Source organism: Streptomyces coelicoflavus, from assembly GCF_045041415.1.
Lineage (GTDB): Bacteria > Actinomycetota > Actinomycetes > Streptomycetales > Streptomycetaceae > Streptomyces > Streptomyces coelicoflavus.
Genome location: NZ_CP108218.1, coordinates 844,180 through 861,433, shown reverse-complemented (window position 1 = coordinate 861,433; position 17,254 = coordinate 844,180). Strand labels below are relative to the sequence as shown.

Genomic DNA, 17,254 nt, shown 5'->3' with positions numbered 1-17,254 from the left:
CTGTGCGATGTCCGCGATGCCCGGTCTGGGAGCGCGGTTTGTGGGACGGGGCCCGGATCCACAATGATGATCGCGGCGAAGGTGGGTGCAAGCGGCGTCGACCGACCGTGAAACGGGCGGTGAACACGGCGTTCCCGGCATCCGATAACCTCTGCCGACATGCCGCCCGGGTGCCCCGGGCACGGGCGTTCCACCATGCACAGGCCCGGCGCCGAGGCGCCGGCACCAGGGAGTGAGTTCGGTTGCCGACCGTCATCCTCACCGGTCAGCCGGTCCCCGGTTCGTCGATCGAGAGCGAGCTGCGGTCCCTGGGCTTCGACGTGCACCTCGCCCTCGGCGCCGCCGACACCGAGACCCTGCTGGCCCGGGTCCCGGGCGAGCACCGGGTCGCCGTGGTCGACGCCCGCTTCGTGGGCCACCCGCACGCCCTGCGCCTCGGCCTCACCGACCCCCGCTTCCCGCTCGCCGCGATCCCGGGCGCCGTGACCGCCCAGCCGGCCGCACGCCAGGCGCTGACCCGCGCGATGGCCCGCGAGAACTCGGCGGGCGGCGGCACCGCGCTCGCCGTCGACAGCCTCGCCGACCGGATCACGGCCGCCCTCGACGCCGACGGCGCCGACGTGCACCGCCCCGAGTTGGGCAGCCTCGTCGCCGCCGTCCCCGCCGACCCGCAGGCCCGCAACGAGGCACGGCAGGCCGTCGCCGCAGTCGACGACGAGGCCGTACGCCTGAAGTCGGCGGTCAAGGCCCGCGACGGCTTCGTCACCACCTTCTTCATCAGCCCCTACTCCCGCTACATCGCCCGCTGGTGCGCACGCCGCGGCCTGACCCCCAACCAGGTCACCACCGCCTCGCTGATCACCGCGCTCATAGCGGCCGGCTGCGCGGCCACCGGCACCCGCGGCGGCTTCGTCGCCGCCGGCGTGCTGCTCATCGCCTCCTTCGTCCTCGACTGCACCGACGGGCAGCTCGCCCGCTACTCCTTGCAGTACTCCACGCTCGGCGCCTGGCTCGACGCCACCTTCGACCGCGCCAAGGAGTACGCCTACTACGCGGGCCTCGCCCTCGGCGCCGCCCGCGGCGGCGACGACGTATGGGCCCTGGCCCTCGGCGCGATGGTCCTCCAGACCTGCCGGCACGTCGTCGACTTCTCCTTCAACGAGGCCAACCACGACGCCTCGGCCAACACCAGCCCCACCGCCGCCCTCTCCGACAAGCTCGACAGCGTCGGCTGGACGGTCTGGGTGCGCCGCATGATCGTGCTGCCGATCGGTGAACGCTGGGCCATGATCGCCGTCCTGACCGCGCTCACCACGCCCCGGATCACCTTCTACGCGCTGCTGATCGGCTGCGCGTTCTCCGCGACCTACACCACCGCCGGCCGCGTCCTGCGCTCGCTGACCCGCAGGGCCACCCGCACCGACCGGGCGGCGAAGGCGCTGGCCGACCTCGCCGACTCCGGCCCGCTCGCCGAGGCCGTCGCCAGGGGCCTGCGGTCCACCGCCCGCCGGCTGCCCGGCTTCACCGCCCCCGCCGTCGCCCTCCTCGGCGGCGCCGCCGTCGTCGCCACCGCCGCGCTCACCGGCTTCGGCGGCCCCTGGCCGCTCGTCGCCGCGATCGCCTACCTGCTGACCTCCTCGCTCGCCGTCGCCCGCCCCCTCAAGGGCGCCCTCGACTGGCTCGTCCCGCCGTTCTTCCGGGCCGCCGAATACCTCACCGTCCTCGTCCTGGCCGCGAGGGCCGACGTGAACGGGGCCCTTCCGGCGGCTTTCGGGCTGGTGGCCGCGGTCGCCTACCATCACTACGACACGGTCTACCGCATCCGCGGCGACGCGGGCGCGCCGCCGCAGTGGCTGGTGCGGACGGTCGGCGGGCACGAGGGCCGCACGCTGGTGATCTGCGTGCTGGCCGTGCTGCTCACCGCCACACAGTTCAAGCTCGCGCTCACGGTTCTCGCCGTGGCCGTGGCACTCGTGGTGCTCGTCGAGAGCATCCGCTTCTGGGTCGCCGCCCACAAGGTCGGCGCACCCGCCGTACACGACGAAGGAGAACCCGCATGATCGGCCTCGTGCTGGCGGCCGGCGCCGGACGCCGTCTGCGCCCCTACACCGACATCCTGCCCAAGGCACTGGTCCCGGTCGGCCCCGAGGGCGCGGAGGACAGCATCACGGTCCTGGACCTGACCCTGGCGAACTTCGCCGAGGTCGGTCTGACCGAGGTCGGGATCATCGTCGGCTACCGCAAGGAGGCCGTGTACGACCGCAAGGAGGCGCTGGAGCAGAAGTACGGCGTCAAGCTCACCCTGATCGACAACGACAAGGCCGAGGAGTGGAACAACGCCTACTCCCTGTGGTGCGGCCGTGACGCCCTCAAGGACGGCGTGATCCTCGCCAACGGCGACACCGTGCACCCGGTCTCCGTCGAGAAGACCCTGCTCGCCGCCCGCGGCGACGGCAAGAAGATCATCCTCGCCCTCGACACGGTGAAGAACCTCGCCGACGAGGAGATGAAGGTCGTCGTCGACCCCGAGAAGGGCGTCCAGCGCATCACCAAGCTGATGGACCCGGCCGAGGCGACCGGCGAGTACATCGGCGTCACCCTCATCGAGGGCGAGGCCGCCGCCGACCTGGCCGACGCGCTGAAGGCCACCTTCGAGCGCGACCCGCAGCTGTACTACGAGGACGGCTACCAGGAGCTCGTCAACCGCGGCTTCAAGGTCGACGTGGCGCCGATCGGCGACGTCAAGTGGGTCGAGATCGACAACCACGACGACCTCGCCAAGGGCAGGGAGATCGCGTGCCTGTACTGACGAGGCTCATCCCGTCGCCGGTCGTCGTGGACATCCGCGCGGGTGCCCTCGACGACCTGGGATGCGTACTCGCCGACGAGCGCATCTCCCACTCGGGCAAGCTCGCCGTCGCCGTCAGCGGCGGCTCCGGCGCCCGGCTGCGTGAGCGCGTCGCCCCGTCGCTGCCCGGCGCCGACTGGTTCGAGGTCGGCGGCGGCACGCTGGACGACGCGATCAAGCTGGCCGGCGCCATGAAGGGCGGCCACTACGACGCGGTCGTCGGCCTCGGCGGCGGCAAGATCATCGACTGTGCCAAGTTCGCGGCGGCGCGCATCGGCCTCCCGCTGGTCGCGGTGCCGACCAACCTCGCGCACGACGGTCTGTGCTCCCCGGTCGCCACCCTCGACAACGACGCGGGCCGCGGCTCCTACGGCGTGCCGAACCCGATCGCCGTCGTCATCGACCTGGACGTCGTCCGCGCCGCCCCGGCCCGCTTCGTGCGCGCCGGCATCGGCGACGCCGTCTCCAACGTCTCGGCGATCGCGGACTGGGAGCTGGCCAACCGGGTCAAGGGCGAGCGGATCGACGGCCTGGCCGCCGCGATGGCCCGCCAGGCCGGCGAGGCCGTGCTGCGGCACCCCGGCGGCATCGGCGACAACGACTTCCTCCAGGTGCTGGCCGAGGCACTGGTCCTCACCGGCATCGCCATGTCGGTCTCCGGCGACTCGCGGCCCGCCTCCGGCGCCTGCCACGAGATCAACCACGCCTTCGACCTGCTCTTCCCCACCCGCGCGGCCTCCCACGGCGAGCAGTGCGGCCTGGGCGCGGCCTTCGCGATGTACCTGCGCGGGGCCCACGAGGAGTCCGCCCAGATGGCCGAGGTCCTGCGGCGGCACGGGCTGCCGGTGCTGCCGGAGGAGATCGGGTTCACGCCCGAGGAGTTCTTCCGGGCCGTGGAGTTCGCCCCCCAGACGCGGCCCGGCCGCTACACGATCCTCGAGCACCTCGACCTCAAAACCGACCAGATCAAGGACCTGTACGCCGACTATGTCAAGGCCATCGGTAGCTGAACTACGTCCGGTCGTCCATCCCGCGGGGGTGAAGGACCGGCGCAGCGGCGAGCACTGGGCGGGACGCCTCTACATGCGCGAGGTCTCGCTGCGGATCGACCGCTACCTGGTGAACACCAGGGTCACGCCCAACCAGCTCACGTACCTGATGACCGTCTGCGGCGTGCTGGCGGCCCCGGCGCTGCTCGTGCCGGGCGTCTGGGGCGCCGTGCTCGGCGTCGTCGCGGTCCAGCTGTACCTGCTGCTCGACTGCGTCGACGGCGAGATCGCCCGCTGGCGCAAGCAGTACTCGCTCGGCGGGGTCTACCTGGACCGGGTCGGCGCCTACCTGACCGACGCCGCCGTCCTGGTCGGCCTCGGCCTGCGCGCCGCCGACGTCTGGGGCACCGGACGCATCGACTGGCTGTGGGCCTTCCTCGGCACCCTGGCCGCCCTCGGCGCCATCCTGATCAAGGCCGAGACCGACCTGGTGGGCGTCGCCCGGCACCAGAACGGGATGCCCCCGGTCAAGGAGGCCGCCTCCGAGATCCGCTCCTCCGGCATGGCGCTGGCCCGCCGGGCCGCCGGGGCGCTCAAGTTCCACCGGCTGATCCTCGGCATCGAGGCGTCGCTGCTGATCCTGGTCCTCGCGATCGTCGACCAGGCCCGCGGCGACCTGTTCTTCACCCGCCTCGGCACCGCCGTACTCGCCGGCATCGCGCTGCTCCAGACCCTGCTGCACCTGGTGTCCATCCTCGCCTCCAGCAGGCTGAAGTGAGCGCGCCCATGAAGGTCGGCGCCGTCGTCATCACGATGGGCAACCGCCCCGAGGAACTGCGCGCCCTGCTCGACTCGGTGGCGAAGCAGGACGGCGACCGGGTCGAGGTCGTCGTGGTCGGCAACGGTGCCCCCGTCCCCGAGGTGCCGGACGGTGTGCGCACCGTCGAGCTGTCCGAGAACCTGGGCATCCCCGGCGGCCGCAACGTCGGCATCGAGGCCTTCGGACCCGGCGGCAGCGACGTCGACGTCCTGCTCTTCCTCGACGACGACGGCCTGCTCGCCCGCACCGACACCGCCGAGCTGTGCCGCGAGGCCTTCGCGGCCGACGACGAGCTGGGCATCATCAGCTTCCGCATCGCCGACCCGGACACCGGCGAGACCCAGCGCCGGCACGTCCCGCGGCTGCGCGCCTCCGACCCGATGCGCTCCTCCCGGGTCACCACCTTCCTCGGCGGCGCCAACGCGGTGCGCACCCGCGTCCTCACCCAGGTCGGCGGGCTGCCGGACGCGTTCTTCTACGCCCACGAGGAGACCGACCTGGCCTGGCGGGCCCTCGACGCGGGCTGGATGATCGACTACCGGTCCGACATGGTGCTGAACCACCCCACGACCGCGCCGTCCCGGCACGCCGTCTACCACCGCATGGTCGCCCGCAACCGCGTCTGGCTCGCCCGCCGCAACCTCCCCGCGCTGCTGGTCCCGGTCTACCTCGGGGTCTGGATGGCGCTCACCCTGCTGCGCCGCCCGTCGCGACCTGCCCTGAAGGCATGGTTCGGCGGCTTCCGCGAGGGCTGGGCCACCCCGTGCGGTCCACGCCGGCCCATGCGGTGGCGTACGGTGTGGCGGCTGACCCGGCTGGGCCGTCCCCCGGTGATCTGACAAGCTCGTACCGAGAGCGTTCCGGCCCTCCGGCCGGAGGGCCACCAGGTCCCGTCCATGCCAGGCCCGCGCGGCCGAGCGTTTCGAAGACGAAAGTATCCACCAGTGAGTGAGACAACGCACGACGGCACGGTCGCCATGACCAAGCCCGTGTCGCCCGACGAGGGCCTCACACCGGCCCGGCTCGCCGCCAAGTACGGGCTGTCCGTGAGCGGTGCCAGACCTTCCCTCGTGGAGTACGTCCGTCAGCTCTGGGGACGGCGGCACTTCATCCTGGCCTTCTCCCAGGCGAAGCTGACCGCCCAGTACAGCCAGGCCAAGCTCGGCCAGCTGTGGCAGGTGGCCACCCCGCTGCTGAACGCGTTCGTCTACTTCGCGATCTTCGGTCTGATCCTCAATGCCGGCCGCGGCATGCCCAAGGACGTGTACATCCCGTTCCTGGTGACGGGTGTGTTCGTCTTCACCTTCACCCAGTCCTCCGCGATGGCGGGCGTGCGCGCCATCTCCGGCAACTTGGGACTGGTGCGGGCACTGCACTTCCCGCGCGCCTCGCTGCCCATCTCGTTCGCGCTCCAGCAGCTGCAGCAGCTGCTGGCCTCGATGATCGTCATGTTCGCGGTGGTCATCGGCTTCGGCAGCTACCCCAAGCTGTCCTGGCTGCTGGTCCTCCCGGCGCTCGTCCTGCAGTTCCTGTTCAACATGGGCCTGGCGCTCATCGTGGCCCGCATGGGGGCCAAGACGCCGGACCTGGCCCAGCTGATGCCGTTCATCATGCGGACCTGGATGTACGCGTCGGGCGTCATGTTCTCCATCCCGATCATGCTGGAGGACAAGCCCGCCTGGCTCGCCGATGTGCTCCAGTGGAACCCGGCCGCCGTCTACATGGACCTGATCCGCTTCGCGCTGATCGACGGGTACGGCTCCGACAACCTGCCGCCGCACGTGTGGGCGGTCGGGCTCGGCTGGGCCGTGGTCCTCGCCGTGGGCGGCTTCGTGTACTTCTGGAAGGCGGAGGAGAGGTACGGCCGTGGCTGAGCAGCAGCAGGACCAGCGGGTGCCGACGGTCATCGCGGACGAGCTCCACATCGTCTACCGCGTCAACGGCGCCAAGACCGGGAAGGGCAGTGCCACCGCCGCCCTGAGCCGGATCGTGAAGCGGGGCTCCGGCGACGCGCGGGGTGTGCGCAAGGTGCACGCCGTGCGCGGCGTCTCCTTCACCGCCTACCGGGGCGAGGCCATCGGCCTGATCGGCTCCAACGGCTCCGGCAAGTCGACGCTGTTGCGGGCCATCGCCGGCCTGCTGCCCGCCGAGCGCGGCAAGGTCTACACCGACGGCCAGCCCTCCCTGCTCGGTGTGAACGCCGCTCTGATGAACGACCTGACCGGTGAGCGGAACGTCATCCTCGGCGGACTGGCCATGGGCATGACCCGCGAGCAGATCAAGGAGCGCTACCAGGACATCGTCGACTTCTCCGGCATCAACGAGAAGGGCGACTTCATCACCCTGCCGATGCGCACCTACTCCTCCGGCATGGCCGCCCGGCTGCGCTTCTCCATCGCCGCCGCCAAGGACCACGACGTCCTGATGATCGACGAGGCGCTGGCCACCGGTGACCGCAAGTTCCAGACCCGCTCCGAGGAGCGCATCCGCGAGCTGAAGAAGAAGGCCGGCACCATCTTCCTGGTCAGCCACAACAACAAGTCCATCCGCGACACCTGCAACCGGGTCCTGTGGCTGGAGCGCGGTGAGCTGCGCATGGACGGCCCGACCGACGAGGTGCTCAAGGAGTACGAGAAGTTCACGGGCAAGTAGCCCGACACGCCGGGCCCCGCCGGAACTGTTCCGGCGGGGCTCCGCGTCTGCAAAGGAAGCGTCAACTCCTGGCGTTCGCAGGAATCTTGAAGCCGATGGGTGTGTTGTTGTGTTGCGGCGTGCACCCCGACGGACGCCCGTGAGTTGTACAACGTAAGCTGTACCGGTCCCGAAACGCGGCACATGGGGCGATAATGCCCGACACCCTCGAGCGGGCCTGCCGCGCGGGTGGCAGGGCGGCGTGTCCGAAATAGTGTGTATTGGGTCGGCAGTGTAGAACGGGAGATGTGACGGCAATGGCTACGGAAACTCCCCGGCTCCCCGAGGTGTGCGCCGTCCCCGCCCAAGGCAGCCCGCGATGACGGCCACCGAGACGGCGCACGCCGTCGACCCGGAGCGCGGCACCCTCGCCAAGGCCGCCGACGAGAACTTCCCCGTCGCCCCCTTCTTCCTGCCGCGCGCCTGGCGCACCGACCTCATGGCCGTGTACGGCTTCGCCCGCCTCGTCGACGACATCGGTGACGGCGACCTCGCCCCCGGCGGTGCCGACGCCCGCCTCCTCGGCGTCCCCGAGGACCGCGCCGACGACCGGCTGCTGATGCTGGACGCCTTCGAGGAGGACCTGCGCAGGGTCTTCGCCGACACCCCGCGCCATCCGCTGCTGCGCCGCCTGATGCCCACCGTGCGCCGCCGCGCGCTGACCCCCGAACCCTTCCTCGGGCTCATCGCCGCCAACCGCCAGGACCAGCTGGTCGCACGGTACGAGACCTACGACGACCTCCTCGCCTACTGCGAGCTGTCCGCCAACCCGGTCGGCCGGCTCGTCCTCGCCGTCACCGGCACCTCCACCCCCGAACGGATCCGCCGCTCCGACGAGATCTGCACCGCCCTGCAGATCGTCGAGCACCTCCAGGACGTCGCCGAGGACCTCGGCCGGGACCGCGTCTACCTGCCCGCCGAGGACATGAAACGTTTCCATGTCCAGGAGAGCGACCTGGCCGCACCCAGCGCGAACGCGTCCGTGCGCGCGCTGATCGCCTACGAGGCCGCCCGCGCCCGCGACCTGCTGAATGAAGGAGCCCCCCTGGTGGGTAGCGTCCACGGCAGGCTGCGGCTGCTGCTCGCGGGGTTCGTGGCGGGCGGAAGGGCGGCGCTCGACGCGATCGCCGCGGCGGATCACGACGTACTTCCCGGCCCGCCCAGGTCAGGCAAGGTCCACTTGCTGCGCGAGGCGGGCGTGGTCCTGCGAGGAGAGGGGTGATCGGGTCCGTGGAGTCGTCAGCGAACATGCCGGCACCGGTGCTCGCCGCCTACAGCTACTGCGAGGCCGTCACCGGTCAGCAGGCACGCAACTTCGCCTACGGCATCCGGCTGCTGCCCACGCCCAAGCGGCGGGCGATGTCCGCGCTGTACGCGTTCTCGCGCCGCGTCGACGACATCGGCGACGGGGCGCTGCCGGACGAGGTCAAGGCGGCCCGGCTGGAGGAGACCCGGGCCGTGCTCGCCCGGATCCAGGACGGCGCGGTCGACGAGGACGACACCGACCCGGTCGCCGTCGCGCTCGCGCACGCCGCCCGGCGGTTCCCGATCCCGCTCGGCGGCCTCGACGAGCTGATCGACGGTGTCCAGATGGACCTGCGCGGCGAGACCTACGAGACCTGGGACGACCTGAAGGTCTACTGCCGTTGCGTGGCGGGCGCCATCGGGCGTCTCTCGCTCGGTGTGTTCGGCACCGAACCGGGGGCGCGCGGAGCCGAGCGCGCGCCCGAGTACGCCGACACGCTCGGGCTCGCGCTCCAGCTCACCAACATCCTGCGCGACGTCCGGGAGGACGCCGAGGGCGGGCGCACCTACCTCCCCGCCGACGACCTCGCCAAGTTCGGCTGCGCGGCCGGCTTCGACGGGCCGACACCGCCCGAGGGCTCCGACTTCACGGGCCTCGTGCACTTCGAGGTGCGCCGGGCCCGCGCCCTCTTCGCCGAGGGCTACCGGCTGCTGCCCATGCTGGACCGGCGCAGCGGCGCCTGCGTGGCCGCCATGGCCGGCATCTACCGACGCCTCCTCGACCGGATCGAGCGCGACCCGGAGGCCGTGCTGCGCGGCCGGGTCTCCCTGCCCGGACACGAGAAGGCGTACGTCGCCGTGCGCGGCCTGTCCGGCCTCGACGCCCGGCACGTCACCCGGCGGGCCGTCAGGAGGCGCGCCTGATGGACACACCGGGCACACTCGACACCCAGGACCCGTACGGAACCACCGGCGCACAACAGCGGGCAACCCTGCGGTGGCGGTCGGCGTCCCTGACTGAGACGGTCAGCCGTACGCCGTTCACACACCGCGGCGGCCGGACAGGGAAGGGCGCACCATGACGCAGGGCAAGGGCACGCGCGAGGGCGGAGTGCTCGCGGACGTCTCGTCCCTCGGCCCCGGCGGGCATGCCGTCGTGGTCGGCGGCGGACTCGCGGGGGTCACCACCGCGCTGGCGCTGGCGGACGCCGGCGCGCGCGTCACCCTGCTCGAAGGGCGCCCCCGGCTCGGCGGGCTCGCCTTCTCCTTCCAGCGCGGCGACCTCACCGTCGACAACGGCCAGCACGTGTACCTGCGCTGCTGCACCGCCTACCGGTGGTTCCTCGACCGGATCGGCGGAGCCGCGCTCGCACCCGTGCAGGAACGTCTCGACGTGCCCGTCGTCGACCTGGCCAGGTCCGAGGGCAACCGGCTCGGCAGACTGCGGCGCGACGCCCTGCCCGTGCCCCTGCACCTGGGGCGCAGCCTGGCGACCTACCCGCACCTCTCCCTCGCCGAACGCGCCTCGGTGGGTCGTGCCGCGCTCGCGCTCAAGGGACTCGATCTCGCCGACCCGGCCCTGGACACCCAGGACTTCGGCAGCTGGCTGACCGCGCACGGTCAGTCGGCGCGTGCCGTCGAGGCCCTGTGGGACCTGGTCGGGGTCGCCACCCTCAACGCGGTCGCGGGCGACGCCTCCCTGGGTCTCGCCGCGATGGTGTTCAAGACCGGTCTGCTGTCCGACTCGGGAGCGGCCGACATTGGGTGGGCCCGTGTCCCGCTGGGCGAACTGCACGACCGGCTGGCCCGCAAGGCGCTCGACTCCGCGGGCGTCCGTACCGAGGTCCGTACACGCGTCACCTCCGTCTCCGTAAACGAGAACGGAGGCTGGAGCGTTCAGGTTCCCGGCGAGACGCTCGAAGCGGACGCCGTCGTCCTCGCCGTACCCCAGCGCGAAGCCCACGACCTGCTGCCGGACGGCGCGCTCGACGCCCCGGAAAATCTCCTGGAGATCGGCACCGCGCCGATCCTCAACCTCCACGTGGTCTACGACCGCAAGGTGCTCGCCACGCCGTTCCTCACGGCCCTCGGCACCCCGCTGCAGTGGGTGTTCGACCGCACCGAGGCCTCCGGACTGAAGGAGGGTCAGTACCTGGCGGTGTCCCAGTCGACCGCACAGAACGACATCGACGAGCCCGTGGCCGCGCTGCGCGAGCGGTACCTGCCCGAACTGGAGCGGCTGCTGCCGCGTGCCCGGGGTGCCGAGGTGAAGGACTTCTTCGTGACCAGGGAGCGCACCGCGACGTTCGCCCCCGCTCCCGGCGTCGGGCGCCTCAGGCCCGGCGCCCGCACCAAGGCACCCGGCCTCTACCTGGCCGGAGCGTGGACCGCCACCGGGTGGCCCGCGACCATGGAGAGTGCGGTTCGCAGCGGTGTCGGGGCGGCCGCCGCCGCGCTCGGCACCCTGGGCCGGTCCCGCGGCCTCCTTCCCGATTTCTTCGAGGAGGCGGCGTGAAAGCCGATCCGCGCGGGACCGACTTCCGCACTCCCGGCACCGCAACTGGAGGAAAGACTGTGCCCACTGTGCCCCCGGCCCCGACGGCCGATCGAAGGACCACGGTGGACGTGACCGCGCTTCTGGAGCGCGGCCGGACCCTGGCCACGCCGGTCCTGCGGGCGGCGGTCGACCGCCTGGCCCCTCCCATGGACACCGTCGCCGCCTACCACTTCGGCTGGATCGACGCCCAGGGCAACCCCGCGGACGGCGACGGCGGCAAGGCCGTGCGCCCCGCGCTGGCCGTGCTCTCCGCCGAGGTCACCGGCGCCGCGCCCGAGGTCGGCGTACCCGGCGCGGTGGCCGTGGAACTGGTCCACAACTTCTCCCTCCTGCACGACGACCTGATGGACGGCGACGAGCAGCGCCGCCACCGCGACACCGTCTGGAAGGTGCACGGCCCCGCCCAGGCCATCCTGGTCGGCGACGCCCTGTTCGCCCTCGCCAACGAGGTGCTGCTCGAACTGGGCAGCGTCGAGGCCGGCCGCGCCACCCGCCGGCTGACCAAGGCCAGCCGCTCACTGATCGACGGTCAGGCCCAGGACATCTCCTACGAGCACCGCGACCGCGTCAGCGTCGAGGAGTGCCTGGAGATGGAGGGCAACAAGACCGGCGCGCTGCTCGCCTGCGCCAGCTCTGTCGGCGCGGTCCTCGGCGGCGCCGACGAACACACCGCCGACGTCCTCGAGAAGTACGGCTACCACCTGGGCCTCGCCTTCCAGGCCGTCGACGACCTGCTCGGCATCTGGGGCGACCCGGACGCCACCGGCAAGCAGACCTGGAGCGACCTGCGCCAGCGCAAGAAGTCGCTGCCGGTCGTGGCCGCCCTCGCGGCCGGCGGGCCCGCCTCCGAGCGGCTCGGCGAGATCCTCACCGCCGACGCCAAGGCCAGTGACTTCGCGAACTTCTCCGAGGAGGAGTTCGCGGCCCGCGCCGCCCTCATCGAGGAAGCGGGCGGGCGGGAGTGGACCGCCGACGAGGCGCGTCGCCAGCACACCATCGCCATCGAAGCCCTCGACGCCGTCGACATGCCCGACCGGGTGCGGGACCGGTTCACGGCACTCGCGGACTTCGTCGTCGTACGAAAGAGATGATCATTATCGGTCGAATAGCCCTCGCGTAGTCGCCGGCCGGTGTCGTGGAGACACGAGCACCGGCCGACGGCGGACCCACAGCAGACGCACCACCGTATGCACACTGCACGAAGGGGAAGCCATGACAGCGACGACCGACGGAAGCACCGGGGCCTCCCTGCGGCCCCTGGCAGCCTCGGCCAGCGACACCGCCACCGACACCGACATCACGATCCCCGCCGCGGCGGCCGGGGTACCCGAAGCCGCCGCCCGCGCCACCCGGCGCGCCACCGACTTCCTGCTCTCCAAGCAGGACGCCCAGGGCTGGTGGAAGGGCGACCTCGAGACCAACGTCACGATGGACGCCGAGGACCTGCTCCTGCGTCAGTTCCTCGGCATCCAGGACGAGGAGACCACCCGCGCCGCCGCGCTGTTCATCCGCGGCGAGCAGCGCGAGGACGGCACCTGGGCCACCTTCTACGGCGGCCCCGGCGAACTGTCCACCACCATCGAGGCCTACGTCGCCCTCCGCCTGGCCGGCGACTCGCCCGACGCACCCCACATGACGCGGGCCGCCGAGTGGATCAGGTCCCGCGGCGGCATCGCCTCCGCCCGCGTCTTCACCCGGATCTGGCTGGCCCTGTTCGGCTGGTGGAAGTGGGACGACCTGCCCGAACTCCCGCCGGAGCTCATCTACTTCCCCACCTGGGTCCCGCTCAACGTCTACGACTTCGGCTGCTGGGCCCGGCAGACCATCGTGCCGCTCACCATCGTCTCCGCGAAGCGTCCGGTACGCCCGGCGCCCTTCTCGCTGGACGAACTGCACACCGACCCGGTCCGCCCCAACCCGCCCCGCCCCCTGGCGCCGGCGGCCAGCTGGGACGGCGCCTTCCAGCGCATCGACAAGGCGCTGCACGCCTACCGCAAGGTCGCTCCGCGCCGCCTGCGCCGGGCCGCGATGAACAGCGCCGCCCGCTGGATCATCGAGCGGCAGGAGAACGACGGCTGCTGGGGCGGCATCCAGCCGCCCGCCGTCTACTCGGTCATCGCCCTCTACCTGCTCGGCTACGACCTCGAACACCCCGTGATGCGCGCGGGACTCGAGTCCCTGGACCGTTTCGCCGTGTGGCGCGAGGACGGCGCCCGGATGATCGAGGCCTGCCAGTCCCCGGTCTGGGACACCTGCCTGGCCACCATCGCGCTGGCCGACGCGGGCGTCCCCGAGGACCACCCGCAGCTGGTGAAGGCCTCGGACTGGATGCTCGGCGAACAGATCGTGCGCCCCGGCGACTGGTCGGTGAAACGCCCCGGACTCCCGCCCGGCGGCTGGGCGTTCGAGTTCCACAACGACAACTACCCCGACATCGACGACACCGCCGAGGTCGTCCTCGCCCTGCGCCGGGTCAGGCACCACGACCCGGAGCGGGTGGAGAAGGCCATCGGGCGCGGGGTGCGCTGGAACCTCGGCATGCAGTCGAAGAACGGCGCCTGGGGCGCGTTCGACGTCGACAACACCAGCGCGTTCCCCAACCGGCTGCCGTTCTGCGACTTCGGCGAGGTCATCGACCCGCCGTCCGCCGACGTCACCGCGCACGTCGTCGAGATGCTCGCCGTCGAGGGCCTCGCCCACGACCCGCGCACCCGCCGCGGCATCCAGTGGCTGCTCGACGCCCAGGAGGCGGACGGCTCGTGGTTCGGCCGCTGGGGCGTCAACTACGTCTACGGCACCGGCTCCGTGATCCCCGCGCTCACCGCCGCCGGGATGCCCACCTCACACCCGGCCATCCGCCGCGCGGTGCGCTGGCTGGAGTCCGTCCAGAACGAGGACGGCGGCTGGGGCGAGGACCTGCGCTCCTACCGCTACGTCCGGGAGTGGAGCGGCCGGGGCGCCTCGACCGCCTCGCAGACCGGCTGGGCGCTGATGGCCCTGCTGGCGGCGGGGGAGCGGGACTCCAAGGCCGTGGAGCGCGGCGTCGAATGGCTCGCGGCCACCCAGCGGGAGGACGGCTCCTGGGACGAGCCCTACTTCACGGGCACCGGCTTCCCGTGGGACTTCTCCATCAACTACAACCTCTACCGCCAGGTCTTCCCGCTCACCGCGCTCGGCCGGTACGTCAACGGGGAGCCCTTCGCCAAGAAGTCCCGTACGGCCGAGGCCCTCACCGAGTCCGCTCCGGCCGAGGTGAAGGGCAGCTGATGACTCCGCGGACCGGCCCGTCCCCGCTGCTGATCGCCTGCGCGCTCGGCATCGAGCACCTCGCCCTGCGCACCGGCGACCGCGCCGGCGCGGGCGGGCCGGTCACCGTCCTGCGCACCGGCATGGGCCCCAAGGCGGCCGAACGCTCGGTCACCCGGGTCCTCGCCGACCCGGCGCTCGAGGGCGCCGCCGTGCTCGCCACGGGCTTCTGCGCCGGACTCTCGCCCGGCATGCACCCCGGCGACCTGGTCGTCGCCGAGGAGACCCGGGACCCGCGCTCCACCGTCCCCTGCGTCGCGACCGACCGGCTCGTCAAGGAACTCGCGCGAGCCGTCCCCGGGCGCACCGTCCACACCGGGCCGCTGACCGGCTCGGACCACGTCGTCCGCGGCCCCGAGCGCGCCGACCTGCTCGCGACCGGCGCGATCGCCGTGGACATGGAGTCCGCGGCCACGCTCCTGAGCGCCGTCCGCACGGGCCCGCGCCCGGTTGCGGCCGTCCGGGTGGTCGTGGACGCTCCAGAACACGAACTCGTCCGGATCGGCACCGTGCGCGGTGGAATATCGGCTTTCCGCGTGCTCCGATCCGTTCTTCCCGCGTTTTTCGAATGGCACCGTTCTTTGTTGCTTCCCCGGAGGTGAGCCCAGATGGCCATGCCGCTGCGCCAGTCCATCAAGGTCGCTACATACCTGGCCGAACAGAAGATTCGCCGACGGGACAAGTTCCCGCTCATCGTGGAGCTGGAACCGCTCTTCGCCTGCAACCTGGCGTGCGAGGGATGCGGCAAGATCCAGCACCCCGCCGGTGTGCTCAAGCAGCGCATGCCGGTCGCGCAGGCCGTCGGGGCGGTGCTGGAATCGGGCGCGCCGATGGTCTCCATCGCCGGCGGCGAGCCCCTGATGCACCCGCAGATCGACGAGATCGTGCGGCAGTTGGTGGCCAAGCGGAAGTACGTCTTCCTCTGCACCAACGCCATGCTCATGCGCAAGAAGATGGACAAGTTCAAGCCCTCGCCGTACTTCGCCTTCGCGGTGCACATCGACGGGCTGCGCGAGCGGCACGACGAGTCCGTCGCGAAGGAGGGCGTGTTCGACGAGGCCGTGGAGGCCATCAAGGAGGCCAAGCGGCGCGGCTTCCGGGTGACCACCAACTCGACCTTCTTCAACACCGACACCCCGCAGACCATCGTCGAGGTGCTCAACTACCTCAACGACGACCTCAAGGTCGACGAGATGATGATCTCGCCCGCCTACGCCTACGAGAAGGCGCCCGACCAGGAGCACTTCCTGGGCGTGGAGCAGACCCGCGAGCTGTTCAAGAAGGCCTTCGCGGGCGGCAACCGGGCCCGCTGGCGGCTCAACCACTCCCCGCTGTTCCTCGACTTCCTCGAGGGCAAGGTCGACTTCCCGTGCACCGCCTGGGCGATCCCGAACTACTCCCTCTTCGGCTGGCAGCGCCCCTGCTACCTGATGAGCGACGGCTACGTCCCGACGTACCGGGAGCTGATCGAGGACACCGACTGGGACAAGTACGGCCGCGGCAAGGACCCGCGCTGCGACAACTGCATGGCGCACTGCGGCTACGAGCCCACCGCCGTCCTGGCCACCATGGGCTCGCTCAAGGAGTCCCTGCGCGCCATGCGCGAGACCGTCTCCTCGAACCGGGAGTGAGGTCATGACCGCCATCCCCTTGGGACTCCCCGAGGTACCGGTCCGGCCGATCGCCGAGCGGCGCGTGTCGCGGCGCATCCAGGTCGGGCCGGTGGCGGTCGGGGGCGGGGCCCCGGTGTCGGTGCAGTCGATGACGACCACCCGTACGTCCGACATCGGGGCGACGCTCCAGCAGATCGCCGAGCTGACGGCGTCGGGCTGTCAGATCGTCCGGGTGGCCTGCCCCACCCAGGACGACGCCGACGCGCTGCCCGTCATCGCCAGGAAGTCGCAGATCCCGGTGATCGCGGACATCCACTTCCAGCCCAAGTACGTCTTCGCCGCGATCGAGGCCGGCTGCGCGGCGGTACGCGTGAACCCGGGCAACATCAAGAAGTTCGACGACCAGGTCAGGGAGATCGCGAAGGCGGCCCGCGACCACGGCACCCCGATCCGCATCGGGGTCAACGCGGGTTCCCTGGACCGGCGGCTGCTCCAGAAGTACGGCAGGGCGACGCCCGAGGCCCTCGCCGAGTCCGCCCTGTGGGAGGCGTCGCTCTTCGAGGAGCACGACTTCCGCGACATCAAGATCTCGGTCAAGCACAACGACCCGGTCGTCATGGTCGAGGCCTACCGTCAGCTCGCCGCCCAGTGCGACTACCCGCTGCACCTGGGCGTGACGGAGGCCGGCCCGGCGTTCCAGGGCACGATCAAGTCGGCCGTCGCCTTCGGCGCGCTGCTCTCGCAGGGCATCGGCGACACCATCCGGGTGTCGCTCAGCGCGCCACCGGTCGAGGAGATCAAGGTCGGCATCCAGATCCTCCAGTCGCTGGGGCTGAGGGAACGCCGGCTGGAGATCGTCTCCTGCCCGTCGTGCGGCCGTGCCCAGGTCGACGTGTACAAGCTGGCGGAGGAGGTCACCGCCGGTCTGGAGGGCATGGAGGTGCCGCTGCGCGTCGCCGTCATGGGCTGCGTCGTCAACGGTCCCGGCGAGGCCCGCGAGGCGGACCTCGGTGTCGCCTCCGGCAACGGCAAGGGGCAGATCTTCGTCAAGGGCGAGGTCGTCAAGACCGTCCCCGAGTCGAAGATCGTGGAGACCCTCATCGAGGAGGCGATGAGGATCGCGGAGCAGATGGAGAAGGACGGCGCCTCGGGGGCGCCGGCCGTCACCGTGAGCTGAAACGCGGA

16 protein-coding genes are annotated in these 17,254 nt (G+C 71.5%); all 16 read left to right on the top strand.

All coding sequences use genetic code 11. The features are described from left to right. The first annotated feature begins 242 nt into the window (after positions 1-242). The 16 genes from OHA99_RS03975 (at position 243) to ispG (ending at position 17,246) form a co-directional block, all read left to right on the top strand. Positions 243-2,060: a DUF5941 domain-containing protein gene (locus OHA99_RS03975; protein ID WP_405694083.1), complete on the top strand. Its 1,818-nt coding sequence runs from the start codon at positions 243-245 to the stop codon at positions 2,058-2,060. Then, the gene (locus tag OHA99_RS03970) at positions 2,057-2,809 is read left to right on the top strand and encodes a sugar phosphate nucleotidyltransferase (RefSeq protein WP_007389102.1); all 753 of its coding nucleotides are present in this window, start codon (positions 2,057-2,059) and stop codon (positions 2,807-2,809) included. Before OHA99_RS03975 ends, OHA99_RS03970 begins: the two co-directional genes overlap by 4 nt. Further along, positions 2,797-3,858 (top strand): iron-containing alcohol dehydrogenase family protein, encoded by a 1,062-nt coding sequence (locus OHA99_RS03965; protein WP_054101881.1) that lies wholly within the window; start codon positions 2,797-2,799, stop codon positions 3,856-3,858. Before OHA99_RS03970 ends, OHA99_RS03965 begins: the two co-directional genes overlap by 13 nt. Then, complete coding sequence (locus tag OHA99_RS03960) at positions 3,836-4,615, top strand: CDP-alcohol phosphatidyltransferase family protein (protein WP_051005782.1); 780 nt, start codon at positions 3,836-3,838, stop codon at positions 4,613-4,615. Before OHA99_RS03965 ends, OHA99_RS03960 begins: the two co-directional genes overlap by 23 nt. 8 nt (positions 4,616-4,623) lie before the next feature. After that, positions 4,624-5,496, top strand: coding sequence for a glycosyltransferase family 2 protein (locus OHA99_RS03955; protein ID WP_405698889.1), 873 nt, complete (start codon positions 4,624-4,626; stop codon positions 5,494-5,496). A gap of 105 nt (positions 5,497-5,601) precedes the next feature. Next, positions 5,602-6,531 (top strand): ABC transporter permease, encoded by a 930-nt coding sequence (locus tag OHA99_RS03950; RefSeq protein WP_042822670.1) that lies wholly within the window; start codon positions 5,602-5,604, stop codon positions 6,529-6,531. After that, entirely contained in the window at positions 6,524-7,309 is a 786-nt protein-coding gene (locus OHA99_RS03945) for an ABC transporter ATP-binding protein (RefSeq protein WP_007389107.1), read from the top strand. The genes OHA99_RS03950 and OHA99_RS03945 overlap by 8 nt, the downstream gene beginning before the upstream one ends. A 358-nt stretch (positions 7,310-7,667) precedes the next feature. Further along, positions 7,668-8,570: a squalene synthase HpnC gene (gene hpnC, locus OHA99_RS03940; protein ID WP_405694076.1), complete on the top strand. Its 903-nt coding sequence runs from the start codon at positions 7,668-7,670 to the stop codon at positions 8,568-8,570. Next, positions 8,567-9,517, top strand: coding sequence for a presqualene diphosphate synthase HpnD (gene hpnD, locus OHA99_RS03935; RefSeq protein WP_381498759.1), 951 nt, complete (start codon positions 8,567-8,569; stop codon positions 9,515-9,517). Before hpnC ends, hpnD begins: the two co-directional genes overlap by 4 nt. Beyond that, complete coding sequence (locus tag OHA99_RS03930; RefSeq protein WP_153176844.1) at positions 9,517-9,675, top strand: DUF6380 family protein; 159 nt, start codon at positions 9,517-9,519, stop codon at positions 9,673-9,675. Before hpnD ends, OHA99_RS03930 begins: the two co-directional genes overlap by 1 nt. Continuing rightward, a complete protein-coding gene (hpnE, locus tag OHA99_RS03925) occupies positions 9,672-11,108 on the top strand; it encodes a hydroxysqualene dehydroxylase HpnE (RefSeq protein WP_405694071.1) in 1,437 nt (478 codons plus the stop codon). The genes OHA99_RS03930 and hpnE overlap by 4 nt, the downstream gene beginning before the upstream one ends. Positions 11,109-11,176: 68 nt before the next feature. Beyond that, positions 11,177-12,241: a polyprenyl synthetase family protein gene (locus tag OHA99_RS03920; RefSeq protein WP_042822676.1), complete on the top strand. Its 1,065-nt coding sequence runs from the start codon at positions 11,177-11,179 to the stop codon at positions 12,239-12,241. Between the two features lie 121 nt (positions 12,242-12,362). Continuing rightward, on the top strand, positions 12,363-14,417 hold the full coding sequence (gene shc, locus OHA99_RS03915; protein WP_405694068.1) for a squalene--hopene cyclase: 2,055 nt from the start codon (positions 12,363-12,365) through the stop codon (positions 14,415-14,417). Beyond that, the gene (locus OHA99_RS03910; protein ID WP_153176841.1) at positions 14,417-15,058 is read left to right on the top strand and encodes a 1-hydroxy-2-methyl-2-butenyl 4-diphosphate reductase; all 642 of its coding nucleotides are present in this window, start codon (positions 14,417-14,419) and stop codon (positions 15,056-15,058) included. The genes shc and OHA99_RS03910 overlap by 1 nt, the downstream gene beginning before the upstream one ends. A 6-nt stretch (positions 15,059-15,064) precedes the next feature. Further along, positions 15,065-16,087 (top strand): adenosyl-hopene transferase HpnH, encoded by a 1,023-nt coding sequence (gene hpnH, locus OHA99_RS03905; RefSeq protein WP_153176840.1) that lies wholly within the window; start codon positions 15,065-15,067, stop codon positions 16,085-16,087. A 4-nt stretch (positions 16,088-16,091) separates the two neighbouring features. Continuing rightward, a complete protein-coding gene (ispG, locus tag OHA99_RS03900) occupies positions 16,092-17,246 on the top strand; it encodes a flavodoxin-dependent (E)-4-hydroxy-3-methylbut-2-enyl-diphosphate synthase (protein WP_108988645.1) in 1,155 nt (384 codons plus the stop codon). Positions 17,247-17,254 lie beyond the last annotated feature (8 nt).

Bases quoted from the DNA above. Each gene is read 5' to 3' on its own strand.
- OHA99_RS03970 (WP_007389102.1), top strand. From the start codon at position 2,057: ATGATCGGCCTCGTGCTGGCGGCCGGCGCCGGACGCCGTCTGCGCCCC.
- OHA99_RS03960 (WP_051005782.1), top strand. From the start codon at position 3,836: ATGTCAAGGCCATCGGTAGCTGAACTACGTCCGGTCGTCCATCCCGCG.
- OHA99_RS03955 (WP_405698889.1), top strand. From the start codon at position 4,624: ATGAAGGTCGGCGCCGTCGTCATCACGATGGGCAACCGCCCCGAGGAA.
- hpnC (WP_405694076.1), top strand. From the start codon at position 7,668: ATGACGGCCACCGAGACGGCGCACGCCGTCGACCCGGAGCGCGGCACC.
- OHA99_RS03930 (WP_153176844.1), top strand. From the start codon at position 9,517: ATGGACACACCGGGCACACTCGACACCCAGGACCCGTACGGAACCACC.
- hpnE (WP_405694071.1), top strand. From the start codon at position 9,672: ATGACGCAGGGCAAGGGCACGCGCGAGGGCGGAGTGCTCGCGGACGTC.
- shc (WP_405694068.1), top strand. From the start codon at position 12,363: ATGACAGCGACGACCGACGGAAGCACCGGGGCCTCCCTGCGGCCCCTG.
- OHA99_RS03910 (WP_153176841.1), top strand. From the start codon at position 14,417: ATGACTCCGCGGACCGGCCCGTCCCCGCTGCTGATCGCCTGCGCGCTC.
- hpnH (WP_153176840.1), top strand. From the start codon at position 15,065: ATGGCCATGCCGCTGCGCCAGTCCATCAAGGTCGCTACATACCTGGCC.
- ispG (WP_108988645.1), top strand. From the start codon at position 16,092: ATGACCGCCATCCCCTTGGGACTCCCCGAGGTACCGGTCCGGCCGATC.